The organism is Streptomyces filipinensis, from assembly GCF_014649495.1.
GTDB classification, from domain to species: Bacteria; Actinomycetota; Actinomycetes; order Streptomycetales; family Streptomycetaceae; genus Streptomyces; species Streptomyces filipinensis.
In genome coordinates this window covers 160,575-185,373 of the sequence record NZ_BMTD01000012.1, presented here as the reverse complement: position 1 = coordinate 185,373, position 24,799 = coordinate 160,575, and the positions used below count along the sequence as shown (strand labels likewise).

General features: G+C 72.9%; 25 protein-coding genes, 1 tRNA gene and 1 pseudogene. 17 read left to right on the top strand and 10 right to left on the bottom strand.

All coding sequences use genetic code 11. The annotated features are described in order from the left end of the window. Positions 1 to 12: 12 nt before the first annotated feature. The 10 genes from IE244_RS25965 to IE244_RS25920 all read left to right on the top strand — a co-directional run bounded on the left by IE244_RS25965 (position 13) and on the right by IE244_RS25920 (position 6,953). Positions 13 to 447: a roadblock/LC7 domain-containing protein gene (locus IE244_RS25965; RefSeq protein WP_191875985.1), complete on the top strand. Its 435-nt coding sequence runs from the start codon at positions 13 to 15 to the stop codon at positions 445 to 447. A gap of 2 nt (positions 448 to 449) precedes the next feature. Then, entirely contained in the window at positions 450 to 821 is a 372-nt protein-coding gene (locus tag IE244_RS25960) for a DUF742 domain-containing protein (protein ID WP_191875984.1), read from the top strand. Continuing rightward, positions 799 to 1,398 carry a GTP-binding protein gene (locus IE244_RS25955; RefSeq protein ID WP_191875983.1) on the top strand — a complete coding sequence of 200 codons (600 nt, stop codon included), beginning with the start codon at positions 799 to 801 and terminating at the stop codon, positions 1,396 to 1,398. The genes IE244_RS25960 and IE244_RS25955 overlap by 23 nt, the downstream gene beginning before the upstream one ends. 61 nt (positions 1,399 to 1,459) lie before the next feature. Further along, on the top strand, positions 1,460 to 2,035 hold the full coding sequence (locus tag IE244_RS25950) for a GAF domain-containing protein (RefSeq protein ID WP_191875982.1): 576 nt from the start codon (positions 1,460 to 1,462) through the stop codon (positions 2,033 to 2,035). A gap of 192 nt (positions 2,036 to 2,227) precedes the next feature. Then, positions 2,228 to 3,256 (top strand): L-threonine 3-dehydrogenase, encoded by a 1,029-nt coding sequence (gene tdh / locus IE244_RS25945; RefSeq protein ID WP_191875981.1) that lies wholly within the window; start codon positions 2,228 to 2,230, stop codon positions 3,254 to 3,256. Positions 3,257 to 3,298: 42 nt separating this feature from the next. Continuing rightward, complete coding sequence (locus IE244_RS25940) at positions 3,299 to 4,492, top strand: glycine C-acetyltransferase (protein ID WP_191875980.1); 1,194 nt, start codon at positions 3,299 to 3,301, stop codon at positions 4,490 to 4,492. A 31-nt stretch (positions 4,493 to 4,523) separates the two neighbouring features. Beyond that, the gene (locus tag IE244_RS25935) at positions 4,524 to 5,429 is read left to right on the top strand and encodes a LysR family transcriptional regulator (RefSeq protein ID WP_191875979.1); all 906 of its coding nucleotides are present in this window, start codon (positions 4,524 to 4,526) and stop codon (positions 5,427 to 5,429) included. Between the two features lie 46 nt (positions 5,430 to 5,475). Beyond that, positions 5,476 to 6,045: a helix-turn-helix domain-containing protein gene (locus IE244_RS25930; RefSeq protein ID WP_191875978.1), complete on the top strand. Its 570-nt coding sequence runs from the start codon at positions 5,476 to 5,478 to the stop codon at positions 6,043 to 6,045. Positions 6,046 to 6,047: 2 nt separating this feature from the next. Then, a complete protein-coding gene (locus IE244_RS25925; protein WP_373305775.1) occupies positions 6,048 to 6,563 on the top strand; it encodes a GNAT family N-acetyltransferase in 516 nt (171 codons plus the stop codon). A gap of 30 nt (positions 6,564 to 6,593) precedes the next feature. Then, entirely contained in the window at positions 6,594 to 6,953 is a 360-nt protein-coding gene (locus tag IE244_RS25920; protein WP_191875976.1) for an MmcQ/YjbR family DNA-binding protein, read from the top strand. 88 nt (positions 6,954 to 7,041) lie between these two features. Here the strand turns inward: IE244_RS25920 and IE244_RS25915 are convergent, their stop codons facing one another. After that, a complete protein-coding gene (locus IE244_RS25915; protein WP_191875975.1) occupies positions 7,042 to 7,956 on the bottom strand; it encodes a transketolase family protein in 915 nt (304 codons plus the stop codon). Between the two features lie 33 nt (positions 7,957 to 7,989). Further along, a complete protein-coding gene (locus IE244_RS25910) occupies positions 7,990 to 8,697 on the bottom strand; it encodes a thiamine pyrophosphate-binding protein (RefSeq protein WP_191875974.1) in 708 nt (235 codons plus the stop codon). Between the two features lie 124 nt (positions 8,698 to 8,821). On the opposite strand from IE244_RS25910, the gene IE244_RS25905 reads away from it, so the two are divergent. Beyond that, positions 8,822 to 8,895, top strand: a tRNA-Pro gene (locus IE244_RS25905). A gap of 127 nt (positions 8,896 to 9,022) precedes the next feature. Here IE244_RS25905 and IE244_RS25900 read toward each other — a convergent pair. Beyond that, positions 9,023 to 9,589, bottom strand: coding sequence for a TetR/AcrR family transcriptional regulator (locus IE244_RS25900; protein ID WP_191875973.1), 567 nt, complete (start codon positions 9,587 to 9,589; stop codon positions 9,023 to 9,025). A gap of 146 nt (positions 9,590 to 9,735) precedes the next feature. Between IE244_RS25900 and IE244_RS25895 the strand changes: the two genes are divergently transcribed. Continuing rightward, on the top strand, positions 9,736 to 11,199 hold the full coding sequence (locus IE244_RS25895; protein WP_268252914.1) for an MFS transporter: 1,464 nt from the start codon (positions 9,736 to 9,738) through the stop codon (positions 11,197 to 11,199). Between the two features lie 62 nt (positions 11,200 to 11,261). After that, positions 11,262 to 12,110: an oxidoreductase gene (locus tag IE244_RS25890; protein ID WP_191875972.1), complete on the top strand. Its 849-nt coding sequence runs from the start codon at positions 11,262 to 11,264 to the stop codon at positions 12,108 to 12,110. Between the two features lie 131 nt (positions 12,111 to 12,241). Here the strand turns inward: IE244_RS25890 and IE244_RS25885 are convergent, their stop codons facing one another. Then, the gene (locus IE244_RS25885; RefSeq protein ID WP_191875971.1) at positions 12,242 to 13,078 is read right to left on the bottom strand and encodes a hypothetical protein; all 837 of its coding nucleotides are present in this window, start codon (positions 13,076 to 13,078) and stop codon (positions 12,242 to 12,244) included. An 86-nt stretch (positions 13,079 to 13,164) separates the two neighbouring features. Beyond that, on the bottom strand, positions 13,165 to 13,797 hold the full coding sequence (locus IE244_RS25880; RefSeq protein WP_191875970.1) for an RNA polymerase sigma factor: 633 nt from the start codon (positions 13,795 to 13,797) through the stop codon (positions 13,165 to 13,167). Positions 13,798 to 13,979: 182 nt separating this feature from the next. On the opposite strand from IE244_RS25880, the gene IE244_RS25875 reads away from it, so the two are divergent. The 4 genes and pseudogenes from IE244_RS25875 (at position 13,980) to IE244_RS25860 (ending at position 19,652) form a co-directional block, all read left to right on the top strand. Then, positions 13,980 to 14,474, top strand: a complete 495-nt coding sequence (locus tag IE244_RS25875) for a DUF1877 family protein (protein ID WP_191875969.1) — start codon at positions 13,980 to 13,982, stop codon at positions 14,472 to 14,474. 112 nt (positions 14,475 to 14,586) lie between these two features. Then, positions 14,587 to 15,288: a hypothetical protein gene (locus tag IE244_RS25870; protein ID WP_191875968.1), complete on the top strand. Its 702-nt coding sequence runs from the start codon at positions 14,587 to 14,589 to the stop codon at positions 15,286 to 15,288. A gap of 14 nt (positions 15,289 to 15,302) precedes the next feature. Further along, positions 15,303 to 17,498, top strand: coding sequence for a bifunctional polysaccharide deacetylase/glycosyltransferase family 2 protein (locus IE244_RS25865; RefSeq protein WP_229854328.1), 2,196 nt, complete (start codon positions 15,303 to 15,305; stop codon positions 17,496 to 17,498). Positions 17,499 to 17,833: 335 nt separating this feature from the next. Further along, positions 17,834 to 19,652 (top strand): annotated as a pseudogene (locus IE244_RS25860) (APC family permease). A gap of 113 nt (positions 19,653 to 19,765) precedes the next feature. Here the strand turns inward: IE244_RS25860 and IE244_RS25855 are convergent. The 5 genes from IE244_RS25855 to IE244_RS25835 form a co-directional block, all read right to left on the bottom strand. After that, a complete protein-coding gene (locus IE244_RS25855; protein ID WP_191875966.1) occupies positions 19,766 to 20,563 on the bottom strand; it encodes a COG4705 family protein in 798 nt (265 codons plus the stop codon). A 183-nt stretch (positions 20,564 to 20,746) separates the two neighbouring features. Beyond that, on the bottom strand, positions 20,747 to 21,274 hold the full coding sequence (locus tag IE244_RS25850) for an NUDIX hydrolase family protein (RefSeq protein WP_191876084.1): 528 nt from the start codon (positions 21,272 to 21,274) through the stop codon (positions 20,747 to 20,749). Between the two features lie 16 nt (positions 21,275 to 21,290). After that, a complete protein-coding gene (locus tag IE244_RS25845; RefSeq protein WP_191875965.1) occupies positions 21,291 to 22,472 on the bottom strand; it encodes an amidohydrolase family protein in 1,182 nt (393 codons plus the stop codon). 2 nt (positions 22,473 to 22,474) lie between these two features. Further along, positions 22,475 to 23,878, bottom strand: coding sequence for a type I glutamate--ammonia ligase (locus IE244_RS25840; RefSeq protein WP_191875964.1), 1,404 nt, complete (start codon positions 23,876 to 23,878; stop codon positions 22,475 to 22,477). A gap of 53 nt (positions 23,879 to 23,931) precedes the next feature. Then, a complete protein-coding gene (locus IE244_RS25835; RefSeq protein ID WP_191875963.1) occupies positions 23,932 to 24,744 on the bottom strand; it encodes an SAM-dependent methyltransferase in 813 nt (270 codons plus the stop codon). Positions 24,745 to 24,799 lie beyond the last annotated feature (55 nt).

The window sequence follows — 24,799 nt, the reverse complement described above, 5'->3', positions numbered from 1 at the left end:
AGTCGATCCACCATGGCGAGCGATGCGCCGACCGCCCACGCTTCCGACCTCGACTGGCTGCTGAGCGGCCTCGTGCAGCGCGTACCGCACACCACCAGCGCGGTGCTCCTGTCCTGTGACGGGCTGGTGAAGTCCGTGCACGGTCTCGACATCGACAGCGCCGACCACATGGCGGCCCTGGCCTCCGGCCTGTACTCCCTCGGCCGCAGCGCGGGCGTCCGGTTCGGCGACGGCGGGGACGTCCGCCAGGTCGTCGTCGAACTGGACTCGGCCCTGCTGTTCGTCACCACCGCCGGCTCCGGCACCTGCCTCGCCGTGCTCGCGGGGCGCGAGGCCGACGCCGCCGTGCTCGGCTACGAGATGGCGATGCTCGTCAAGAGCGTCCGCCCCTACCTGGTGACCGCGCCCCGGCAGCACGCCGTCGAACCCGCGGCGACGAGGCCTTGAGCGTGGCCGCAGCCGGCGACGGACCCTGGCTGGACGACGCGGCCGGACGCCTGGTGCGCCCGTTCACGGTCAGCAACGGACGCACCGAGCCCAGCATCGCCCTGGACCTGATGTCGCAGGTGATGGTCACCGGCGTCACCCCGCTCGGCTACCTCGGCCCCGAGCACGCACAGGCGCTCGACCTGTGCCGGGCGCCGGTCTCGGTCGCCGAGGTCGCCGCCCATCTGAAGCTGCCCGCCGTGGTCACCAAGGTGCTGCTCTCGGACCTCGTCGACTGCGGGGCGCTGACCACCAAGCCCCCCGTCTTCCACCACACACCCACTGACCGGTCTCTGCTGGAGGCAGTGCTCGATGGACTACGACGACAGCTCTGACCCGTTCCCCACCGCGCTGAAGATCCTGGTGGCGGGCGGGTTCGGGGTCGGCAAGACGACCTTCGTGGGCGCGGTCAGCGAGATCGCGCCGCTCAGCACGGAGGAGCTGCTCACCACGGTCAGTGTCGGCACGGACAGTCTCGACGGCGTCGAGAACAAGATGGAGACCACCGTCGCCATGGACTTCGGCCGGATCACCCTCGATCCGGACCATGTGCTGTACCTGTTCGGCACCCCGGGGCAGGAGCGGTTCTGGTTCATGTGGGACGAGCTGTCCGAGGGCGCGCTCGGCGCGGTGATCCTCGCCGACACCCGCCGGCTGCAGGACTGTTTCGCCGCCGTGGACTTCTTCGAGGAGCGCGGCCTCGGCTTCGTCATCGCCGTCAACGAGTTCGACGGCGCCCACCGCTACGACCCCGACGAGGTGCGTGCCGCGATCGACCTCGACCCCGCCGTCCCCGTCGTCCGGTGCGACGCCCGGATCTCCAGCTCCAGCGTGCAGACCCTGCTCACCCTCGTCCGCCACCTCCTCGCCCACGCGCCGGCGCCCGCGCCGAGCCATGGCGCCCACATGTGATCCCGCCCTATCGCCCACGGAGCCGCTATATGAGGTACGCCCACAGGTCCGGAGCCCGGCCATGACGTACGAGCCGCCCCGGCCGGTCCGGGGCCTGCTGCTCACCCCCGAGGACAAGGAGGCCCCCGCGCGCGTCCACCGGTTGCGCCTGCTCGGTCTGGTGGACCGTCCCGACCCGGTGCTGGACGGATTCGCGGACCATCTCGCCCGGCTCACCGGCGCGTCCTACGCCATGGTCAACTTCATCGGCGAGGACCTCCAGTTCTTCGCGGGCCTGTGCGTCCCCGCCGTCGCCCCGTTCGTCAGGGAGGACGGCAGCAGGCCGGAGCTGGGCCGGGTCCTGCCGCGCGACCACGGGTTCTGCCCCCATGTGGTGGTCCGCCGCAAGGCACTGGTGCTGGAGGACGTCCGTGACTATCCGCGGTTCGCCGGAAACCCGGTCGTGGACGAGTACGGCATCCGCTCCTATCTCGGCGCCCCGCTCATCGACAGCTCGGGCATGGCGCTCGGCACCGTGTGCGCGGCCGACACGTCCCCGCGTGTCTGGGGGAGGGAAGGCCTGGAGACCGTCAAGGCGCTGGCCGCCGATCTCGTCGTACGCCTCGAACGAAGCGCCGAGGACGGTCTGCCGCTGTGACGGACGACGACGGCCCGTCTGCCCAGTCGGCACAAGGGGCGTGAAGGAAAGCTGAGGCGGCGGTTAAGAAAAGCTCGATGGACCCGCGGCCCGCGCATACGGCAGATTGCAGGGTGATTCCACCCCTCTGACCCGGTGCGGGCTTGTTCGGCATGCCCGCGGGCCGGGACCTCACCCACAGGAGCCTGAAGCGTGAAGGCGCTGGTCAAGGACAAGGCAGAGCCGGGACTCTGGCTGACGGACGTCCCGGAGCCGGAGGTCGGTCCCGGTGACGTACTGATCAAGGTCATGCGGACCGGTATCTGCGGCACCGATCTGCACATCCGGGCCTGGGACGGCTGGGCGCAGCAGGCGATCCGCACGCCGCTCGTCGTCGGGCACGAGTTCGTCGGGCAGGTCGTCGAGGTCGGCCGGGACGTGGCCGACATCCGTATCGGCGACCGGGTCAGCGGCGAGGGCCATCTGGTCTGCGGCAAGTGCCGCAACTGTCTGGCGGGTCGCCGCCACCTGTGCCGGGCCACCGTCGGTCTCGGCGTCGGCCGCGACGGTGCCTTCGCCGAGTACGTCGCCCTGCCCGCGTCCAACGTCTGGGTGCACCGCGTCCCCGTCGACCTCGACGTCGCCGCGATCTTCGACCCGTTCGGCAACGCCGTGCACACCGCGCTGTCGTTCCCGCTGGTCGGCGAGGACGTCCTGATCACCGGTGCGGGCCCGATCGGCCTGATGGCGGCCGCGGTGGCCCGGCACGCCGGCGCCCGCAACGTCGTCGTCACCGATGTCAGCGAGGAGCGGCTCCAGCTCGCCCGGAAGATCGGTGTGAGTCTGGCCCTGAACGTCGCCGAGTCCTCGATCGCCGACGGCCAGCGGGAGCTGGGTCTGCGCGAGGGCTTCGACATCGGCCTGGAGATGTCCGGCCGGCCCGAGGCCATGCGGGACATGATCGCCAACATGACGCACGGCGGCCGGATCGCGATGCTCGGCCTGCCCGCCGAGGACTTCCCGGTCGACTGGGCGCGGATCGTCACCTCGATGATCACCATCAAGGGCATCTACGGCCGCGAGATGTTCGAGACCTGGTACGCGATGTCAGTGCTGCTGGAGGGCGGCCTGGACCTCGCCCCCGTGATCACGGGCCGGTACGGCTACCGCGACTTCGAGGCCGCGTTCGCGGACGCCGCCAGCGGCACCGGCGGCAAGGTCATCCTCGACTGGACTGCGTAACCCCTTCACCCGCAAGCACCTTCAGGCCTTCAGGAGACCCCCATGTTCGACACCGTACGCGACGACCTGCGCGCCACCCTCGACGAGATCCGCGCCGCCGGCCTGCACAAGCCCGAGCGGATCATCGGCACCCCGCAGTCCGCGACCGTCAACGTCACCGCCGGCGGCCGCCCCGGCGAGGTCCTCAACTTCTGCGCCAACAACTACCTCGGCCTCGCCGACCACCCCGAGGTGATCGCCGCCGCCCACCAGGCCCTGGACCGCTGGGGCTACGGCATGGCCTCCGTCCGCTTCATCTGCGGCACCCAGGAGGTCCACAAGGAGCTGGAGACCCGGCTGTCGGCGTTCCTCGGCCAGGAGGACACGATCCTGTACTCCTCCTGCTTCGACGCCAACGGCGGTGTCTTCGAGACGCTGCTCGGCGAGGAGGACGCGGTGATCTCCGACGCCCTCAACCACGCCTCCATCATCGACGGCATCCGCCTGTCCAAGGCCCGCCGCTTCCGCTACGCCAACCGCGACCTCGCCGACCTGGAGGCCAAGCTCAAGGAGGCGTCCGACGCCCGCCGCCGCCTGATCGTCACCGACGGCGTCTTCTCCATGGACGGCTATGTGGCGCCGCTGGCGGAGATCTGCGACCTCGCCGACCGCTACGACGCCATGGTCATGGTCGACGACTCGCACGCCGTCGGCTTCGTCGGCCCGACCGGCCGCGGCACCCCCGAGCTGCACGGCGTCATGGACCGCGTGGACATCATCACCGGCACGCTCGGCAAGGCCCTCGGCGGTGCTTCCGGCGGCTACGTGGCCGCCCGCGCCGAGATCGTCGCCCTGCTGCGCCAGCGCTCCCGGCCGTACCTGTTCTCCAACACCCTCGCCCCGGTGATCGCCGCCGCCTCCCTGAAGGTCCTCGACCTGCTGGAGTCCGCCGACGACCTGCGCGTGCGGCTCGCCGAGAACACCGCGCTGTTCCGCCGCCGGATGACCGAGGAGGGCTTCGACGTCCTCCCCGGCGACCACGCCATCGCCCCCGTCATGATCGGTGACGCGGCGAAGGCGGCCCGCATGGCCGAGCTGCTCCTGGAGCGGGGCGTGTACGTGATCGGCTTCTCCTACCCGGTCGTCCCGCAGGGCCAGGCCCGCATCCGCGTCCAGCTGTCCGCCGCGCACTCCACGGACGACGTCGACCGCGCGGTCGACGCGTTCGTCGCGGCGCGCGCCGAACTGGAGGCCTGACCAGGGCGGACGCCCTGGGATAATGGACGGCATGATCGAGGCACGGCGGCTCCACATCCTCCGTGCGGTGGCCGACCACCGCACGGTCACCGCGGCGGCCGCCGCGCTCTATCTCACCCCCTCGGCCGTCTCCCAGCAGCTCACGGCCCTGGAGCAGGAGACCGGCCACCGGCTGGTCGAGCGCGGCGCCAAGGGTGTACGGCTCACCCCGGCCGGCGAGATCCTGCTCAGCCACACCAACGCCGTCCTCGCCCAGCTGGAGCGGGCCGAGGCGGAGCTGGCGGCCTACGGCTCGGGCGAGGCGGGCACGGTCACCGTCGCCGCCTTCGCCACCGGCATCGCCCAGGTCGTGGCGCCGGCCGTGGCCCGGCTCGCCCACTTCGCCCCCGGCATCCGCATCCGCGTCCAGGACGCCGAGGGCGACGCGAGCCTGCCCATGGTGCTGGACCGTCAGGTCGACGTGGCGGTCGCCGTGGAGTACCGCGGCGCCCCGCCCGCCGACGACCCGCGGCTCGCCCATCTCCCGCTGTACGCCGAGCCGTTCGACGCGGTCGTCCCCCTCGGCCACCGCCTCGCGGACGCCGCCGAGATCCCCCTGGCGGAGCTCGCCAAGGACGCGTGGATCGGCCCTTACCCGGGCAATCCCTGCCACGACGTGGTCGTCCTGGCCTGCGAGCACGCCGGCTTCCAGCCCCGTCTGGAGCACTCCTCCGACGACTTCCGTGCCGTCGTGGCCCTCGCCTCGGCCGACGTGGGGGTGGCCCTCGTACCGCGCTCCGCCCTGAACGGCATGGACCTCACCGGCGTCGTCGTACGCCCCGTGGACGGCGTGGCCCCGACCCGCCGGGTGTTCGCCGCCGTACGGCGCGGTGCCGAGGAGCACCCGCTGATCCGGCCGGTGCTGGAGGCGCTGGGGCGGGCCGCGCAGGACGCGTGAGGTCTCCGTAACGCGCCTGTCTCATATCCGGGATAGCGTCCCGGATATGAGAAGCCCGGAGGATGCCCTCGACACCCGCCTCGGCTCCCGGCTGGCCGCACTGCGCACCCAGCACGGTTGGTCGCTGGGGGAGTTGGCCGACCGCAGCGGAGTGAGCCGGTCGACCCTGTCGCGTGCCGAACGCGCCGAGATCAGCCCCACCGCCGCCGTGCTGAACCGGCTCTGCCATGTCTACGGCCGCACCATGTCCCAGCTGCTCAGCGAGGTCGAGGCGGCACCCGCGCCACTGGTCCGGGCCGCCGGCCAGCGGATCTGGCGGGACCCCGGCTCGGGTTTCGTCCGGCGCTCCGTGTCCCCGCCGCACGCGGGGCTCCGCGGCGAACTGGTCGAGGGCCGGCTCGCGCCGGGCGCCTGCATCGCCTACGACCGCCCGCCGGTGGCCGGGCTGGAACAGCATCTGTGGGTACTCGACGGCGCCCTGGAGGTGACCGTCGGGGAACAGGCCCACGACCTGGACACCGGCGACTGCCTGCGGATGCGGGTCTTCGGCCCGACCCGGTTCCGGTGCCGCGCGGACGTCGAGGCGCGCTATGTGCTGGCGGTGGTGCGGCCGTGAGGGTGGAGCGCTGGAACGCCGCGCGGCTGCGGCGGCGCGCCGGGGAGCTGGCGGAGCTGCTGACGGACACCGTGGCCGGTGGTGCCTCGGTCGGCTTCCTCGCCCCGCTCGGGCACGAGGAGGCCGCCGCCTGGTGGCGGGAGCGGGCGGAGGCGACGGCGGCGGGGCGGCTCGCCGTGTGGGCGGCCGTCGACGACACCGGGCGGCCGGCCGGCACCGTGAGCCTGGCCCACCCCGACAAGCCGAACAGCCGCCACCGGGCGGAAGTGGTGAAACTGATGGTGCACCGCTCCGCGCGCGGGCAGGGACTCGGCCGCCGGCTCCTCGCCACCGCCGAGGGCGCGGCCGCTGCCGCCGGCGTCACCCTGCTGCACCTCGACACCGAGACCGGCAGCCCCGCCGAGCACCTCTACCGCTCGGCCGGCTGGACCGAGGCCGGCACCATCCCCGACTACGCGGCGAGCCCGGCGGGCGAGTTGCGGCCCACGACGCTGTACTTCAAGCGCCTGGCCGGGTGACTGTCAGTGGCAGGGGCTACGGTGCGTTGCATGCCGGACGCAGAAGACGTACGCCGTATCGCCCTGTCCCTGCCGGACACCACCGAGAAGACCGCCTGGAGCATGCCCACGTTCCGGGTGGCCGGGAAGATGTTCGCGACCCTGCCCGAGGACGAGACGTCCCTCGCTGTGCGCTGCCCCAAGGAGGAGCGCGACGAGTTGGTCATGGCCGAGCCGGAGAAGTTCTGGATCGCCGGGCACGAGGCCCAGTTCGCCTGGGTCAGAGCGAGACTCGCCGCGCTGGAGGACGAGGACGAGCTGCGCGACATCCTGGCCGACTCCTGGCGGCAGGCCGCCCCGCCCCGACTCCTCGACGCCCACCCCGAGTTGGGGCTGCCGCCCGGCGAGTGAGAATCCCGGTGCGCGCGGCCGAGACCGGCGTGCGGGCCGTGTGGTCACGGGACTTGGGCGCCCACGCGGCCGTAGCCGCGTACGGCGCTCAACCGGTTCGCGGGGTGGGGTCCGTGAAGCGGCCGATCCGCTCGCGCAGGGCTGCCGGGTCCAGGCCGTGGGCGGACACGTGTTCCTCGATCGTCCCGTAGCGGCGCAGCTCGCGACGGCCGACGCCGAGGCCCAGCACCCGGTGCGGCACGTCGTGCAGCGCTTCGCTCACCGCGCCCGTCGACGTCCCCGCGAGGTACGGCTCGACCAGCACGACGTCGGTACCCGCGGCCCGAGTCGCACGGCGCAGACCCGCCGCGTCGAAGGGCCGTACGGTCGTCGCGTACAGAACCGTCACGTCCAGCCCCTCCGTGGCGGCGAGGACGGCGTCCAGCATCGGGCCGACGGCGACGACGACGCCCGAGCGGCCCTCGCGGACCGTCACGGCGTGTGTGCCGTCGATCTCCCGGCCCTGCCGGTTGGCCTGCGTGGAGAGCCGTACGTACACCTTTTCGTCGCCCGCGGCGACCGCGTGGCGCAGCAGCGTCTCGGCCTCGTCGGGATGCCCGGGCACGTGCACGGTCCAGCCGTCCAGCGTGTCGAGCAGGGCCACATCGCCGGGCGCCATGTGTGTGAAACCACCGGCCGGCCAGTCGAAGGAGGCGGCCGCGCTCACCAGCACCGCCCCCGCGTTCTGGTGCCCGAGATCCAGCTTGACCTGCTCGAACGGCCGCTCCACCAGGAAGCTGGCGAAGGTGTGCACGACCGGCCGCAGCCCGGTGAGCGCCAGCCCCGCCGCCGCCCCGACCAGCAGCTGCTCGCGGATGCCGACGTTGATCACCCGGTCGGGATGCCGGGCCATGGCCTCGCGGAAGCCGTCCTTGCCTATCTCGGCGAGGACGACCGCGACCCGGGGGTCCTCGTCCAGCAGACGGGAGACGACGGGGGCGAAGCGGTCACGCATGGTGTCCATGAAGGTGTGCCCTTTCCGGAGCGTGGGTGGGAGTCAGGCGTTCTTCGGCTCGACGCGGGCCACGACCACATGCGGGCGCCCGGGGTGCGCTGCGGTGAACGCGGCGTACAGGGCCTCGTGATCGCGCCCGTCGACGGTCACCGCGGACCAGCCCCCGGCCTCGAACCGGGCGGCGATCCCGCCGGGCCGTGCATGGCTGGCGGAGGAGTTGTCGACGACCACGGTGTGCAGCCGCTCCAGGCCCGCGGGCCCGGCGAACGCGATCGCCTCGTGATTGCTGCCCTCGTCCAGCTCGGCGTCCCCGATCAGCACCCACACCGCGGGGTCGTGCAGCCCCTGCGCCCGCAGTCCCAAGGCGCTGCCCACGGCGATCGGCAGCCCGTGTCCGAGCGACCCGCTGCCGATCTCGGCCCCCGGCACCAGCACGCGGTCCGGGTGATGTCCGAGCGGGGAGTCGTACGCGCCGAAGCCGGGCAGCCAGTCGACGGGCAGGAAGCCCTTCGCGGCGAGCACCGCGTAGTACGCCATGGGTCCGTGCCCCTTGCTCAGCAGGAACCGGTCCCGGTGCGGATCCTCCCGGCGCTCCGGCGTGATGCGCAGGACCCGGTCGTAGAGCACCCACAGCACGTCGAGCGTGGAGGTGGCCGCGGGGCCGTGCTTCTCGTCGCCCGTCATGAGACTCATCAGGCCGGGCAGGTCGTCGTGGCCGTACGTGCGGCCGTGGTCCGCTGTGATCGTCATACCGTGATCGTGCAACCTCAACCAAGCTTGAGGTCAACGGGAAAAGTGAGGCGCGATCACCGATCCGAGTGCGGTATGGTTTCTCTGCGCGTTTCGACCGGGGAAATCCCAGGTCAAACGGCACCGGGACGTGGCGCAGCTTGGTAGCGCACTTGACTGGGGGTCAAGGGGTCGCAGGTTCAAATCCTGTCGTCCCGACTTTGCGGAGTCGCGGGTCAGAGGTCGTTTCAGAGGGATCTGGAGCGGCCTCTCGATCGTTTCCGGGGCCCCGTTGGGGATCGGCCCGCTTGAACACGGCCGGAGCGTCACCTGACGCTATGTCACTTCACAGCAATCGGTCGACCAGCCCGTCGACGTAGTCCGGGGTGAGCGGGCCCACGCCGAACAGGACGCGGATGTACATCGGGGCCAGCACGTGGTCCAGCACGTCGTACGCGTCGGGTGCGTGCTCGCCGCGTTCGCGGGCGCGATCGAGCATGGACTGCAGTTGCCGGGTGCGTGCGGCGAGGAGGTCGTCACGCGCCTGCCGGCCCTGCTGACCGGTGCTCGACAGGGCGACGGCCAGGCGCACCAACGCCAGGCCCTCGGGTCCGGTGATCTCGCGGGCCACTTGGGCCGCGTAGGCGCGCAGGTCGCCGGCCAGACTCCCGGTGTCGGGCATCGGTGACCGCTCGTTGAGGCGGGTGAGCGCCACGTCGGTGAGCAGCGTTTCCAGGCTGCCCCACCGGCGGTAGACGCTGCTGTCGGCCACGCCCGCGCGGGCTGCGACGTCGCCGACGGTGAACTTGCCGTAGCCGCGCTCGCTGATCAAGTCGGTGACGGCCTGGTGTACCGCCGCGCCGACGCGGGCGCCGCGCCCGCCGGGTCGCCGGGCTCGCTGTCGCTCGTCCATGCCCCCACCTTAACGCAGTTGGCACTTGCGTTAGTGGGGCGAGCCTCCCTACAGTCGCCTAACGCAGTCAGCGACTGCGTTAGCGCGCCCAGAGGCTGACCGCGTCGGTCGTGGAGGGGCGCAACCACCGATGGAGGGGAATCCCCGTGGCCGCATCGCCTACGGCCGTAGGCAGCCGACCGAACCGGGCCGTGCTGCTCACGGTGACCTGCCTGGGTCAGTTCATGGTGCTGCTCGACAACACGATCGTCGGGGCAGCGCTGCCCGACATGCAGCACCGGCTGCACACCCAACTGACCGGTCTGCAGTGGATCGTCGACGCGTACGTGCTGCTGGTCGCCATGCTGCTGCTGTCCGGTGGCGTCTTCGCCGACCGGTTCGGCCGCAAGCGGGTGTACCTGGCCGGTGCGGTGGTGTTCACCGCCGCGTCGGTACTGTGCAGCCTCGCGCCCTCGGCCGGATGGCTGATCGCCGGCCGGGTGCTGCAGGGCATCGGGGCCTCGGCGCTGAGCCCCGCCTCGCTGGCCCTGCTCGCCGCCGCCTATCCCGTGCCTCAGGAACGCATCAAGGCGATCGGGCTGTGGGCCGGATTCAGCGGAATAGGCCTGGTCGCCGGACCCGTGGCCGGCGGCGTGCTGACGGATGCCTTCGGCTGGCCCGCCATCTTCCTGGTCAATCTGCCCATCGGCGTGATCCTGCTGCTGGTCGGACTGCGCCACCTCGACGAGTCCCGCAATCCGAACGCCCCCGCGATCGACATCCCGGGGACGGTGCTGTCCGTTCTGGCGGTGGGGGCACTGACCTACGGGCTGACCGAGGGTGGCGCCCGCGGCTGGACCGCACCGGCCATCCTGGGAAGCTTCGCCGCCGCGGCGATCCTCCTCGCCGGCTTCGTCGCCGTCGAAGCGCGTCGCTCCGCACCGATGCTGCCGCTGAGGCTGTTCCGGCAGCGGCTGTTCACCGTGTCCAACACCGCCATGATCGTGGTGGGGTTCGCGCTCATGGGCTCGTCGTTCTTCTTCTCCCAGTTCTTCGTGTACGTCCAGGGCAGCTCGATCCTGCGCGCCGCCCTGCAGACCCTCCCCGCCTCCCTCGCCATGGTGATCGTCAGCCCGTTCGCGGGCCGGCTCGCCGCCCGGTACGGCTTCCGTGCCGTGGTCACCATCGGTCTGGCCCTGGCCGGAGGGGGGCTGCTGGCGCTGGGCATGGTGCACGCCGACACCGGTTACGGGAACGTGTGGTGGCGGCTGGGAGTCGTCGGCATCGGCTTCGCCCTGGCCATGTCCCCGCTGACCGGTGCCGCCATCCAAGCGGTCAGCCCGCAAGAAGGCGGCCTCGCCTCTGGCATCAGCAGCACCACCCGGCAGATCGGCGCGGTGCTCGGCGTGGCGGTACTCGGAGCCGTCGTCCGCACCCGGCAATCCGGCGGCGCCTCCTTCGAGACCGGCCTCGACAGCGCCTTCGTCGCTGCCGGCACCGTCACCCTGGCCACCGCCGTGTTCACCGGCCTGTGGCTGGCGAGGTCCAAGCCCGTGGAAGGCTCGGCGGTGCAGCACCGTTCCACCGGTCCGGTCACCACGTCGAACGAGGTGTCCGCGAACAGCCGTTGACGGCGACACCGACGCTTGTGCGCTCCACCCGTCCGGCACTTCCGATCCCCACGGAGAGACACATGTCCCGCACGTTTCTCATCACCGGCGTGAGCAGCGGCCTCGGCCGCGCCTTCGCCACCGCCGCCCTGGAGGCCGGCCACACCGTCATCGGCACCGTGCGCAACCCGGACCAGGTCGCCGTCTTCGAGCAGCTCGCGCCGGACCGCGCTCACGCCCGTGTGCTGGACGTCACCGACACCGATGCCGTCGCGCAGACCGTCGCAGCGGTCGAGGACAAGGTGGGCCCCATCGACGTACTCGTCAACAACGCCGGCTACGGCGTCGAGGGCACCTTCGAGGAAACCCCGCTCGACACCTTCCGCCACCAGTTCGACGTCAACGTCTTCGGCGTCGTCGCGGTCACCCAGGCCGTCCTGCCCCGCATGCGCGAGCGCCGTGCCGGGCACATCCTGTTCATCACCTCCATGGGAGGTCTGCGCGCCTTCCCCGGCCTGGCCGCCTATCACGGCTCCAAGTTCGCCGTCGAGGGCATCGCGGCCACACTCGCCTCAGAGGTCGCAGCGTTCGGCCTGCACGTCACGGCGATCGAGCCCGGCTCCTTCCGCACCGACTGGGCCGGCCGCTCCATGCACCGCGTGGAGAGCACCATCGCCGACTACGACCCGGTCTTCGCCCCGATCCGCGAACGCCGCCTCGACATGCGCGGTCGGCAGCTCGGCGATCCCGCCCAGGCCGGCCGCGCCCTGCTCGCCGTCGTGGAGGCCGAAAAGCCGCCGACCCACCTCATCCTCGGCAGCGACGCCCTCCGCCTCGTCGCCGACGCCCGCTCCGCCTTCGATGCGGAGACAGCCGCCTGGGACGAGCTGTCGAAGTCCACCGACCACCCCGACGGGGAACGGATCGCGTGAGAGCCGCACTCCCGAGGGGCAACACCACCCGCACTCTCCCGTGTCCGCCGCTGAGGTGTGATACGGCATGGCCGGGCGCCACCTCACCGTGGGCGACGTCCCCGGAGTTCTCCGGTCGCCGGCCACCGGCGCTACGGGTGTCCGCCGCCGCCCTTCCCGCCGCCGTTCGCCCCGCCGTTCCCGGCCGTGTCGTGCGTGCTGCCGGGGTGGGCGGCGGACGTACCGGTGCCGGACGCGCCATGGCCGGGTACGCCGGTGTCGCCCGCTGTGCCGTTGCCGGGGTGTGCGGCACGCTTGCCGGGTCTGCCCGTGCCGGCCGAACCTCTCGGCTCGGCCGTCGCCCGCGTCAGCTGCTCGGAGCAGTACGCGGCGACCTTGTCCTTTCCGCCGGCGGCGGTGACGAGCCCGCGCCAGGCCGTCGCGTCGAGCGCCTTGCCGTGCTGGTCGACCCGCTCGTAGGCGCGGCAGTGGGCCTCGGTGTCCTGGCCGGGGGAGGGGCGGCCCGCCGGTCTGGGGCCGCCGGAGGACGCCGGCGAAGCCGTACCGCCCGGCTGGTGTGGGGCGACAGCCGAGGGGGGCGCGGTCTTCCGGCCGGCACCGGCGCCGCCCTCGGGTGAGCCGGCGGAGCCGATGGCCGCCACCGCGACACCGCCCAGCGCGAGGCTGGCGAACGCCGCGCCGAACGTCAGCCGGACCGGGCGCCTGACGCGCCGCTCCTCGGCCGGCCGCCAGTCGTCCCGCCGCCGGGTACGTGTCCGGCGTGCGCCCGCTCCCTGGGCGGCGGCCCGGAACACGGCCAGGGCCCGCTGTTCGGCCTCGGGGTCGAGGCGGTCCGTGCGCAGTGCGGAGGCCAGCGCCGTTTCCAGCGCGGCGGAGTCATGCGTGCCCGACGGGCCGGGCCCGGTGCGGCCAGGGCGCGCGTGCCGGTGACGGACCGGGACACCGTCGCGGCTCAGCCGTTCACCCATGCCCGCTTCCGTCCCTGTCCGACCGTTCTGATGCGGCGGGGTGCCGCGCCCGGCACGTTCCGGCCGCTCGAGGCCGCCCGCGTCGTTCATGCCCACTCCCTCAGGGTTCGGGAGGTCCCATCCGTCACGCCGTCGTCCGCCTCCCCGTCGACGCCCAGCTGGCGGGCGAGACGCTTCAGGCCCCGGTGGGTGGCCGTGCGCACTGCTCCCGGACGCTTGCCGAGGACGCGTGCGGCGGCGGGTCCGTCGAGGCCGACGACGACCCGCAGGAGCACGGCCTCGGCCTGGTCCCGGGGCAGTGCGCGGACCAGCTCCAGAGCCTGCTCGGTGGAGAGGGACTCCAGGGCCTGGTCGTGAGTGTCGTGCTGTGCGGGCAGGTGCAGTACGTCCTGTTCGGTCCCGCCGGCCCGGGGCCGTGTGCGCTGGCGGCGCAGGTGGTCCAGGGCGCGGTGGCGGGCGATGGTCGCGGTCCAGCCACGGAATCCGGCCCCGTCGCCCTTGAAGCGTCCGAGGCTGCGGGCTATCTCCAGCCAGGCGTCGGAGGCGACGTCCTCCGCGTCCTCACGGACCAGGCCGTGCAGATAGCCGAGCAGACCGGGCTGCACCAGCCGGTAGGCCACCGCGAAAGCGGCCTCGTCGCCGTCCTGGGCCCGCGCGACCGCGGCGCCCAACTCCGCGTCGTACGTCTGTACGCGCCGGGGTTGCCGTACTTGGCCCAAGACCGTCCTCGTTCGCACCGGGTTCACAGCGGGTCCGTGCCGTCCACCGTGCTCCGGTCGCACGGACGGCCCTGTGGTGAACAGCGTCTGCCGTCGCGGAAGTGTCACAAGGTGCCCTGCCTTGCCGAGGGGGGATCCCGCAGCCGGGTGACGCTTCGGAGCCGCCGTGCGCTTCCTCTGGCATGAGTGCGTACCTCCGTCTGCGCGCGGTGCCGCCCCCGGCCCTGCGCAACAGCGCGACATGGCTGGAACGACAGTTCGGGGAGGGGGTGGAGGCGGTCCGGCACCCGTGCGGTCGGTGCCGTGAGGAGGCGCTGGACGAGCGCTATGCGGACCAGGAGCGCATCTACGCCGGCGCAGCCCCGCAGCACGCCGGGGACCAGCCCCAGGCCCAGGTGGTGCTCGGCGGCCGACCGGTGTTGCGTCGCGACCGGCACCAGCCCCGGCTCCTGGTGCTGACGGCCGCCCAGGCCCGCAGGGTGGCCGGGTTCCTGAGCGCGGCCGACTTCGACGCGCTGTGGGGATCCGCCCGCGGGGAACTCCTGCCGCGCTACGGCGGCGCGGCCGTGGAGCCTGAGACGCGGGCCGCGTTCGCCGCGGCGCACGAGGAGCTGAGGACGTTCTACGCGGGGACGGCCGCGTGTGGTGACGCGGTGGTGAAGTGGCTGCCGAGCTGACCCGTGAATCGGCACGTTCGCCTCACCACCTTGTTCGGATCGCCCCTTTCCAGCTGGTTCGTGCGCTCCGTCAGCCGCAGGTGTAACACTTCCGGCCGCCTTCGCTCTGTCCATGCGGGCGACCGTGTCGGTCGGCCAGGACAAGGGGACACGACTCGTGCGGTGGACAGACGAAGACGGAGCGGTGTGCGGCGGGGATCCGTACGGCGGTGTGGGGCACGTGTATGCCCACGGCCACGAGTACGGAGGGGGCGTCACCACCGACACCGTGCGGCTCCCGGCGTGCGCCCCGGCCGTCCCACCCGTGCCGGAGCCGGACACCTCCGAGCGGGAGTCCGCGCGGCCGGTCTTCGTCGATTCCTCGGGGCGGCGCCAGCGGCGCGTGGCCCGCACCGCCCGCCTGCTGGTGATCCCCGCCGGCGGCTATGTCGCCCTGCTGATCAGCGCACTGCTGGGCGGCCCCGCCATCAGCTCTCCGCTCGTCCCGCAGGCGGATCCCCCGCGCTCGGCCACGCCCGAGCCGACCGCACCCGACTCCCCGCCGGCCACCGTGCACGCGCGGAAGAACCCCGGACCCGTCGCGGAACGGAAGAACTCCGGCACCGCCGGGCGCACGGCCCCCGGCCGCGCCGACCGGTCGCCGGCCGCCGTCGCCCCCGCGGCCACGTCCCGGTCCACGGCTGCGCCCACCACGGGCGCCACCACGGCCTCGGCCACGTCCCCGGCCCGGACCGCCGCCCCGGCCTCGACGGCCCCACCCGCCCCCTCCGCCAAGGGGCGCGCCCTCGGCTCGTCCCACAGACCCGTGAAGTGAGCCGAGGCCCTGACGTGACGGACAGCCGACACCACGACGCTCCTGCCCGCCGCCCGGGCGGCGCCCGCCAGGTGACACCCCGCACCCACTGGCTCCTGCTGAGCGTGCTCACGGTGACCCTGTCGACGGCCCTCCTGCTGCAGGGGTACACCCACCACATGTTCGGCATCACGTCGGACGCTGTGACGGGTGCCCGGGGGCGCAGCCAGACGGTGCCCAGCCAGGTGACCCACGGCGGTCCCGTGATCGCGGACGCCGCCACTCTCGCGCACACCGCCCGGGTCAAGGCCCGCACCATCGCCCTCACCTTCGACGACGGGCCCGACCCCGTCTGGACACCGCGCATCCTCGACGTACTGCGCCGCAACCATGTGCACGCGACGTTCTTCGTCGTCGGTACCCAGGTCGTGGCACACCCGGAGCTGCTCCGCCGGATCGTCGCCGAAGGCCATCAGATCGGTATCCACACCTTCACCCATCCGGACCTGGCCCGCCTCGCCCCGTGGCAGCGCTCCCTGGAACTCCGGGAGACGCAGCTGGCGGTGGCCGGCGCCGCCGGCGTCACCACCGCACTGCTCAGGCCGCCGTACTCCTCGCAGAACGACGCGCTGGACGACGCCGACTGGTCCGTCCTCAAGCAGGCCGACGCGGCAGGCTACGTCACGGTGCTCTCCACCCAGGACGCCGAGGACTGGCAGCGCCCCGGAGCGCGACGCATCCTCGCCAACGCGACCCCCCACGGCCACTTCGGGCAGATCCTGCTCATGCACGACGCCGGCGGCGACCGGTCCCAGACCGTCACCGCACTGAGCGCCCTGATCCCACGGCTCAAGGCGCGGGGCTTCCGGTTCGCGACGGTCGGCGCCGCGGTCGGCATGGCCGGGCCCGTCCAGCACGCCGGGCTGGGTGTACATCTGCAGGGGATGGCCCTCATCAAGGTGCTGCACGCCGGTGACCGGGCCGTGTGGCTGCTGGGCGTGCTGATGTACACGGCCGGCGCGCTCAGCGTCCTGCGCGCGGCGGTCGTCCTCATCGCGGCCCGCCGGCACCGGCGGCTGCGCTCACGGAGCCGCTCCTGGGGGCCGCCGGTGACCGAACCGGTCAGTGTCATCGTCCCCGCGTACAACGAAAGCGCCGGCATCGAGGCGGCCGTACGCTCCCTGCTCGCCTCGGACCATCCGGTGGAGGTCATCGTGGTGGACGACGGCTCCACCGACGGCACCGCCGACCTGGTGGAAGCGCTTCACCTGCCGGGCGTGCGGGTCGTCCGGCAGCGGAACGCGGGCAAGCCCGCCGCGCTCAACACGGGGCTCGCCGCGGCCACCTGCGAGCTGGTGGTCATGGTCGACGGCGACACGGTCTTCGAGCCCGGCACCGTCCGCACGCTCGTGCAGCCCTTCGCCGACCCTCGGGTGGGTGCCGTCTCGGGCAATGCCAAGGTCGTCAACCGCGGTGGTCTGCTGGGCCGTTGGCAGCACATCGAGTACGTGGTCGGCTTCAACCTCGACCGCCGCCTGTTCGACCTCGCCGAATGCATGCCGACCGTCCCCGGGGCGGTCGGTGCGTTCCGCCGCCGGGCGCTGCTCGCCCTCGGCGGCGTCAGTGACGTCACCCTCGCCGAGGACACCGACCTCACGATGGCGTTGTGCCGCGCCGGCTGGCGTGTGGTCTACGAGGAGAGCGCGGTGGCCTGGACCGAGGCGCCCGCGTCGCTGAACGCCCTGTGGCGGCAGCGCTACCGCTGGTGCTACGGCACCCTGCAGGCGATGTGGAAGCACCGCGGCGCGCTGGTGCAGCGCGGCGCGGCCGGGAAACTGGGCCGCCGCGGCTTGGTCTACCTGCTGCTCTTCCAGGTGCTGCTGCCGCTGCTCGCACCCGTGGTGGACATCTTCGCGGTCTACGGGCTGCTCTTCCTCGACCCGGTCCGGATCACCGGGCTCTGGCTCGGCTTCCTGCTGCTGCAACTCGCCATGGGCCTGTACGCGTTCCGCCTGGACGGAGAGCGGCCCGGCCCGCTGTGGAGCCTGCCGCTGCAGCAGTTCGTCTACCGGCAGCTGATGTACCTGGTGGTGATCCAGTCCGTCTTCACCGCCGTCTCCGGCTCCCGGCTGCGCTGGCAGCGCATGGAGCGCTACGGCAGCCTCCAGGCCCCGCCGGGCGCAGCGCCCCTCAAGCGGCCGGCCCCCCACGAGACCACGCGGCCGCACTGAGAGGACACGGCGACGGCTCCCCGCAGGCGGCCTGACCATGGTCGTCTCGCTGCCCTTCATCGAGCGGACGGCGGGTGCCCAGCCGCCCGAGCACCGCACAGAAGGTGCGTGACGAGCACGGGGCCCACGCAGGACATCGTGATGCGGTTCTGATGGATGCGGTTCTGACGTACGGCGAGCGCATCACTTGTCAAAGTCCCGTCAAAATCGGCCTGATCAGTGCGAAGATGCCGCATGGAACGGACGGGTGGGGGCGGAAATGGTCACAGCCTGAGTGCACCGCGCAGAAGCAGAACACAGTCCCCTGCGCGGCTTTGCCCAAGGAGCACGTACTGATGTCCGTCCTGACCGCCGAGCCCGGCGCGGCCCCCGCCGGAGAAGAACCGCCCGACACCGGCGAACGGCATCGCCTGACCGCCGTGACGGGCCTGGCCGCGCTGTCGCTGGACGCGATGGCGTCGGTGGCGTACGGCCCCGAGTCGATCGTCCTGGTGCTCGCCGGCGCGGGAGCCCACGGCCTCGGCTTCACACTGCCGGTGACGCTGGCCATCGCCGCCCTCCTGGCGGTGCTGGTGGCCTCCTACCGGCAGGTGATCGCGGCCTTCCCGGACGGCGGCGGCTCCTACGCCGTGGCCAGGACCCATCTGGGGGCGCGCACGAGCCTGGTGGCCGCGGCCTCGCTGGTGCTGGACTACGTGCTCAACGTCGCGGTCGCGGTGACCGCGGGCGTGGCCGCCCTGACCTCGGCCTTCCCCTCCCTCTACGGCGACCGGCTGTGGCTGTGCCTGGTGGTCCTCGCGCTGATCACCGGCGTCAACCTGCGCGGGATCGTGGAGTCCGCGAAGGCGTTCATCGTGCCGACGGTCGTCTTCGTCGGAGCCGTGTTCGCACTCGTCGTCGTGGGGCTCTTCCGGTCGGCGCCGGTGAGCACGGTCACGGCGGCCGGCCATGCCTCGGTCGTCGCGGACAACGCCTCCACCGTGGGTGCGCTGCTCGTGCTGAAGGCCTTCGCCTCCGGATGCTCCGCGCTGACCGGCGTGGAGGCCATCGCGAACGCGGTCCCGTCCTTCCGGGTGCCGCGCGTGCGGCGGGCCCAGCGTGCGGAGGCCGCCCTCGGCGCGGTGCTCGGGCTGATGCTGATCGGGCTGTCGGTGCTGATCGGCCGCTTCCATCTGCAGCCGGTGGCGGGCGTCACGGTCCTCGCCCAGCTCGCGGACGCCTCGCTCGGCCACAACTGGGCCTTCTACGTCATCCAGTTCGCGACGACGCTCCTGCTGGCGCTGTCCGCGAACACCTCCTTCGGCGGGCTGCCGGTGCTGCTGAAGCTGCTCGCCCGGGACAACTACGCGCCGCACGTGTTCGCGCTGAAGGCCGACCGCCAGGTCCACCGGCACGGTGTGCTGGCCCTCGCGCTGGTCTCGGCCGCGCTGCTGGTCCTCTCCGGCGGGGACACCAACACCCTGGTGCCGCTGTTCGCGATCGGGGTGTTCGTCGGCTTCACGATCGCCCAGGTGGGCATGGTCCGGCACTGGCGCCTGGAGCGCGGGCGGGGCTGGCGGGGGAAGGCGCTGCTCAACGGCTTCGGCGCGCTGCTCACCGGGGTCGCGACGGTCGTCGTCACCGCGAGCAAGTTCACCGACGGCGCCTGGCTGATCGTGATCGCGCTGCCCCTGCTCGTGACCGCCTTCGAGACCGTGCGCCGCGCCTACGACCGCATCGGCGAGCGGCTCGGCCTGGGCCGCATCCCCGAGGCCCCGCACCGCGACCGCTCGCTCGTCGTCGTGCCCGTGTCCTCCCTGTCCCGGCTCACCTCCGAGGCCCTGACCGCGGCTTCCTCGCTGGGTGACGAGGTCCGCGCGGTGACCGTGTGCTACCCCGACCCCGAGGACAGGGCTCACCTGCACGCACTGGAGCGGGCCTGGGCGGAGTGGGACCCGGGGGTGGAGCTGGTGCGGCTGGCGTGCACGCGGCGCGTACGTCCGTGAGGTGGCCGCCGCCGAGCCCGGCACACGGGTCACCGTACTGATCCCGGAGACCGAGCCGGAGCGCCTGTGGCAGCGCCTCCTGCAGAACCAGCGGGGCGCGGTCGTCGCGCACGCCGTGCGGCGGGAAACGGACGCGGTGATCTGCCGACTGCGATTCCGGCTGCTCTGAGTGACCCTGGAGACACGCCGGCAGCACGAGGCCGACCGAGCCGGCGAACGGGCGGGGCCGCCGGCTGGTGGTGGTGAGCGGGGGTCACGCGCCACCCCGGCGGCCGGCCGGTGTCACCGTGTGCGCTCGGTGTCCCGGCGCGACACCGCCAGGTACGTCACGAAGCCCACGATCGCCACCGTCCAGGACAGGGTGACCGGGCCCAGCCCCCAGCCCAGGCCGCCGCGGCCGGTCGACACGGCCATCCAGTCGGCGAGGGACGCGCCGAGCGGGCGTGTGAGGACGTACGCCGTCCAGAACGCGGCCACCGCGCCCAGCAGCCCCGAGCGGTGGGCGAGCGCCGGGACGCAGATCGCCACGGCGAACAGGACGACCGAGCCGGCGTAGCCCAGGCCGATCGTCGCGCTGAGGTCGCCCGCCGCCGTGCCCAGCGCGAACGTGGCGAGGACGGCCGCCCAGTAGAAGACCTCGCGGCGCCGGGTGCGGATGGAGTGGATGGACAGGGTGCGCTCGGTCGCGTACCAGAGCGCGAAGACGGCGGCCAGGGCGACGAGGAACAGCGGGGTGGACAGCAGGTACGGGACGCCCAGGCCCACATGGAGCACGTCCGCGGCCATCGTGCCGAACACGCTGACCATGACGATCGCCGTCCAGTAGATCCAGGCCACGTACCGGCGGACCGCGAACTGGAGGACCAGTGACGCCGCGAAGGCGAGACCGCCGAGGCCGACGGCCGGGATCGGACCCAGCAGATGGGCCAGGAAGTCGGAGGCGGTCTCACCCATGCCGGTGGTGAGGACCTTGATGATCCAGAAGTAGACGGTGACCTCCGGCACCTTCGTCGCGCTCTCGCGTATGCGCGCGCGGGCGTGGCCCCGAGGCCGGTCGTCCAGGACGTGCTCTGTGCTCATGGCCCGCACCCTGGCACGTCCAACTGCCCTTTCCCCAGTCCCCTTTGCCATTGTTTTGGGGCTTCTGGTGCAGCTGTTGCCACGGGTGACCGCGAACCTGACAGCAACCTGAACGCGTGCCCGAAAGCCCTGGTCGGCGGCCCGACCGGCCTGATAGACAGGCCGGTCGGGTAGCCGCCGGCGTCAGTACGTCAGGCCCACGTGGGCGAGTGCCTGCTTCAGCAGGACACCGTGTCCTCCCGGCATCTCGCTCTGCAGGGCCGCCGACGCGGCCTCCTGCGGGCTGAACCAGACGAGGTCCAGCGCGTCCTGGCGGGGGCGGCAGTCACCGGTGACCGGGACGACGTAGGCGAGGGACACCGCGTGCTGACGCGGATCGTGGTAGGGCGTGATGCCCGCCGTCGGGAAGTACTCCGCGACGGTGAACGGCTGCAGCGACGCCGGGACGCGGGGCAGCGCCACCGGGCCGAGGTCCTTCTCCAGGTGACGCAGCAGGGCGTCGCGGACCCGCTCGTGGTGCAGGACGCGGCCGGAGACCAGCGTCCGGGTGACCGTCCCCTCGGGGCCCATCCGCAGCAGCAGTCCGATGCTGGTGACTTCGCCGCTGTCGTCCACGCGCACGGGTACGGCCTCGACGTACAGGATCGGCATCCGGGCCCTGGCCATTTCCAGCTCGTCGGTGGTCAGCCAGCCGGGCGTCGTCTCAGTCATGTCAGACATTGCTTGATCATACTTTCCGGGTGGGGCGGGTGCCGGGGTCACGGGCCGGAGCGTCGCCGGACACGGGCGGTCCGTACAGGCGCCGGGCGTTGTCGCGCCCCGTCCAGGCCGCGATCCGCAGGGCGTCGGGCAGGCTCACCTCGTCCGCGTCGACGCGGGCTTGGAGCAGATCGGCGAGTCCCTGACGGAAGCACAGGGCGCCGAGGTGGTGGAATTCGGCCACTCCGTAGGCGTCGGAGCTGTACAGCAGCTTGCGGAAGGGGGTGATCTCCAGCGCCTCCTCCAGCACGGCCCGGCAGCGGGCCGGGCCCGTGTGGTGCAGGGCGAGGCCCACATCCAGGTACACCCGTTCGAACACCGCGGCCAGGTAGGCGGCTTGACGGTGGTACGGCCAGCAGTGCAGCAGCAGGACCGGGACCGTACCGGAGACCAGGCGCAGCCAGTCGGTCAGCAGGGCCGGATCGGCGTGGTGCAGCCGCAGATCGGCGTCCCCGAAGCCGGTGTGCAGCTGCAGGGGCAGGCCGAGATCGACGGCGGTCCACAGCAGGTGCCGCACCAGGACCGGGTCGGCGAGCCGGCCGCCGCCCGCGAGCCAGCGCCGGGCGGCGCCGGTCACCTCGGCGTCCGTCGGCCGGGCCGGGTCCAGGGCGAAGCCGGTGCGGTAGGCGGCCACCGACTTCACCGCCACCACGTCCGGCCGGCGCACCGCCTCCTCGGCGGCCGTACGGAAGGCGGCCGCGTACGCGTCCGGCTCGACGCCCCGCGCGGCCACCGCCTCCGCCACCGGCTCCAGCCGTACGACCTCGTGGGCGGTGGCGCCGGCGGCCTCGGCCAGCTCGGCGGGCGAGGTGAGCGGGTGCGGGGCGTAGCCGGTGTCCACGAGGAACACCCCGGCCCGCGCGGCGCGCAGGAAGCGGCGGTTGACCTCCCGCCAGCCCAGGGCCGTGCGCCGGTCCAGATAGTCGGCCGGCGGAGCGTGCCGGGGGAGGTCCAGCAGGGGTGCGCAGTGGCGGCGCACGGCCAGGCCGACGGGGCTGTCGAACGGTGAGACACCGGGCCGGGCCTCGCCCTCGGTCAGGAGCGAGGCGAACTCCCCGGCCGCGAGATCGGCCGCCACCGCGCCGTGGCAGTGGTGGTCCACCAACTCCAGCTCGGCGAGGGCCTCGTGGACCGTCCCCGGCGTGGCCATGGTCAGTACACCCAGCGGTAGGCCGCCGCCACCCGCGCGTCGTCCAGGTCCCGGACGGCCGCCGCCTCACCGAGCCGCACGGCGGTCACCGCGTCCGCGAGGACCGGGCCCAGCGCGGCCCGCAGCACCTGGTCGGGCCGGAACGCCTCGACGGCCTGCGGCAGCGACTGCGGCAGCCGCCGTACGCCGAGGGCCGCCGCCTCGTCCACGCCGTACCGGGCCGGGTCGCCGGTGATCTCCTCCGGCAGGGCGCGGGAGGCGGCGAGTCCGTCGAGACCGGCGGCGATGACGCAGCCGAGGGCGAGATAGGGGTTGGCGGCCAGGTCGACCGGTTTCACCTCCAGGTTGGCGTCCTGCGCCCGGCGGCCCGCCGTGCCGGTGATCATCCGCAGCGCCGCCTCGCGGGTCTCCCGGCCCCAGGCGGTGAACACCCCGGCCCACCGGGACGGCTTCAGCCGCAGATAGCTGGCCGGGCTGGGCGCGGTGACCGCCGTCAGCGCGGGCAGCCGGGCCAGGATCCCGGCCGCGAAGGACTCCGCCTCGGGCGTCATCCCGTACCGGCGCCGCCCGCCCGCGTGCAGGTTCACCCCGTCGCGCCAGCAGGACAGATGCAGATGGCCGCCGTTGCCGACGCCCTCGGCGGACACCGCGGGCGAGAACGAGACCCTGAGGCCGTGGCGCTGGGCGACCGCCCGGATCGTCTGCCGTACCAGCACGCTCCGGTCGGCGGCGGCCACCGGGTCCAGCGCGCCCACCGAGACCTCGAACTGCCCGGCCGCGTACTCGGGATGGAGCTGGTCGACGTCCACGCCCTGCTTGGCGAACGCGGCGAGCAGATCGGCGGTGTAGTCGCTCAGCTCCACCTGCCGGATCCCGCCGTACGCCGGACCGGACACCGCCGGCACGAACTCCCCGGCCGGCGCCGAGCCCAGCCCGACCGCCCACTCCACCTCGATCGCCGCCCGGAACACCAGGCCGTGCCGTGCGGCGGCCTCCGCGACGGTCCGCCGCAGAAAGGTCCGGGCACAGCCGGGGTGCGGCTCGCCCTCCTGGGTGATCCGGTCCACCGGCGCCCACGCCCAGCCGGGCTGCCCGGCCAGCGCCACCAGCTGGTCCAGGTCCGGGTAGAGCCGCAGGTCGCCGTCCGGGGAGCCGAGGACGTCGGTGCTGACGATCGAGTCGCCGGCCAGGAAGGTGTCGAACACCGGCGACATGCCGACACCCCAGGACACCGCCGCCTCCAGCCGCGCCGTCGGGATCGTCTTGACCCGGCAGACGCCCGCGGTGTCCACATAGGCCAGCACGATCCCGCGCACGTCCTGCGCGGTGAGGCGCGCCGTGAGTCCGGCGACCCGGCGCAGATCCTCCGGGCGTCCGCCGGGCACGGGGTCGGCAAGGGTGGTCATACGTCCTCCTCGGCTCGCGTCCGCGGCGGCGGGGCGGAGGCCCGGTGCCGGCGTCAGGGTTTCACGGCCACCGCGCCGTACTGCGGCACCGCGGCGGCGGACGCCGACTCGGCGCGCCACTGCGAGCAGGGCACCAGACCCGGCTCGACCAGCTCCAGGCCGTCCAGGAAACCGGCGATCTCCGCGCGGCTGCGGGCGGTGATCGGCGGGGTGGCGTTGGCGTTCCAGAACTCCATCGCGGCCACGTTGCCCTCGCCGCCCACGTCACCGTCGTAGGTCGGGTGGGTGAGGACCAGGTGGCTGCCGGGCGCCAGCGCCGCCATGAGCCGGCGCACGATGGCGCGGGCCTCCCCGGTGTCCAGCACGAAGTTCAGGATGCCGAGCATCATCAGCCCGACCGGCCGGGACAGGTCCAGGGTCTCGCCGGCGCGCTGCAGGATGCCGTCCGGGTCGCGGACGTCGGCGTCGACGTAGTCCGTGACGCCCTGCGGAGAGCTGGTGAGCAGCGAGCGGGCGTGCACGAGCACGATCGGGTCGTTGTCGACGTACACGATCCGTGACTCGGGGGCGATCCGCTGCGCGATCTCGTGGGTGTTGTCCTCGCTCGGCAGCCCGGTGCCCACGTCCAGGAACTGCCGTGTGCCGCGCTCGGCCGCGAGGAACCGCACCGCCCTGGCCAGGAACTCCCGGTCCGCGCGGGCCACCTCCCGGATCACTGGGAACATACCGGCGACATGCTCGCCGACCCGCTGGTCGACCTCGTAGTTGTCCTTGCCTCCGATCCAGTAGTTCCACACCCGCGCGTTGTGCGCCACGGAGGTGTTCAGCCTCGCCGGTCCGGCCGTCGGGGAGTCGCCCTCGGTCACGTCGCCGCCCTTCTGACGTTGCGGTGCTCCGCCGTCATTGTGCCGCCCGGTGATC

Coding starts and splice junctions, on each gene's coding strand:
- IE244_RS25965 (WP_191875985.1), top strand. CDS start 13: ATGGCGAGCGATGCGCCGACCGCCCACGCTTCCGACCTCGACTGGCTG.
- IE244_RS25955 (WP_191875983.1), top strand. CDS start 799: ATGGACTACGACGACAGCTCTGACCCGTTCCCCACCGCGCTGAAGATC.
- IE244_RS25950 (WP_191875982.1), top strand. CDS start 1,460: ATGACGTACGAGCCGCCCCGGCCGGTCCGGGGCCTGCTGCTCACCCCC.
- IE244_RS25940 (WP_191875980.1), top strand. CDS start 3,299: ATGTTCGACACCGTACGCGACGACCTGCGCGCCACCCTCGACGAGATC.
- IE244_RS25935 (WP_191875979.1), top strand. CDS start 4,524: ATGATCGAGGCACGGCGGCTCCACATCCTCCGTGCGGTGGCCGACCAC.
- IE244_RS25930 (WP_191875978.1), top strand. CDS start 5,476: ATGAGAAGCCCGGAGGATGCCCTCGACACCCGCCTCGGCTCCCGGCTG.
- IE244_RS25920 (WP_191875976.1), top strand. CDS start 6,594: ATGCCGGACGCAGAAGACGTACGCCGTATCGCCCTGTCCCTGCCGGAC.
- IE244_RS25915 (WP_191875975.1), bottom strand. CDS start 7,956: ATGGACACCATGCGTGACCGCTTCGCCCCCGTCGTCTCCCGTCTGCTG.
- IE244_RS25910 (WP_191875974.1), bottom strand. CDS start 8,697: ATGACGATCACAGCGGACCACGGCCGCACGTACGGCCACGACGACCTG.
- IE244_RS25900 (WP_191875973.1), bottom strand. CDS start 9,589: ATGGACGAGCGACAGCGAGCCCGGCGACCCGGCGGGCGCGGCGCCCGC.
- IE244_RS25890 (WP_191875972.1), top strand. CDS start 11,262: ATGTCCCGCACGTTTCTCATCACCGGCGTGAGCAGCGGCCTCGGCCGC.
- IE244_RS25885 (WP_191875971.1), bottom strand. CDS start 13,078: ATGGGTGAACGGCTGAGCCGCGACGGTGTCCCGGTCCGTCACCGGCAC.
- IE244_RS25875 (WP_191875969.1), top strand. CDS start 13,980: ATGAGTGCGTACCTCCGTCTGCGCGCGGTGCCGCCCCCGGCCCTGCGC.
- IE244_RS25870 (WP_191875968.1), top strand. CDS start 14,587: ATGCGGGCGACCGTGTCGGTCGGCCAGGACAAGGGGACACGACTCGTG.
- IE244_RS25855 (WP_191875966.1), bottom strand. CDS start 20,563: ATGAGCACAGAGCACGTCCTGGACGACCGGCCTCGGGGCCACGCCCGC.
- IE244_RS25850 (WP_191876084.1), bottom strand. CDS start 21,274: ATGACTGAGACGACGCCCGGCTGGCTGACCACCGACGAGCTGGAAATG.
- IE244_RS25845 (WP_191875965.1), bottom strand. CDS start 22,472: ATGGCCACGCCGGGGACGGTCCACGAGGCCCTCGCCGAGCTGGAGTTG.
- IE244_RS25840 (WP_191875964.1), bottom strand. CDS start 23,878: ATGACCACCCTTGCCGACCCCGTGCCCGGCGGACGCCCGGAGGATCTG.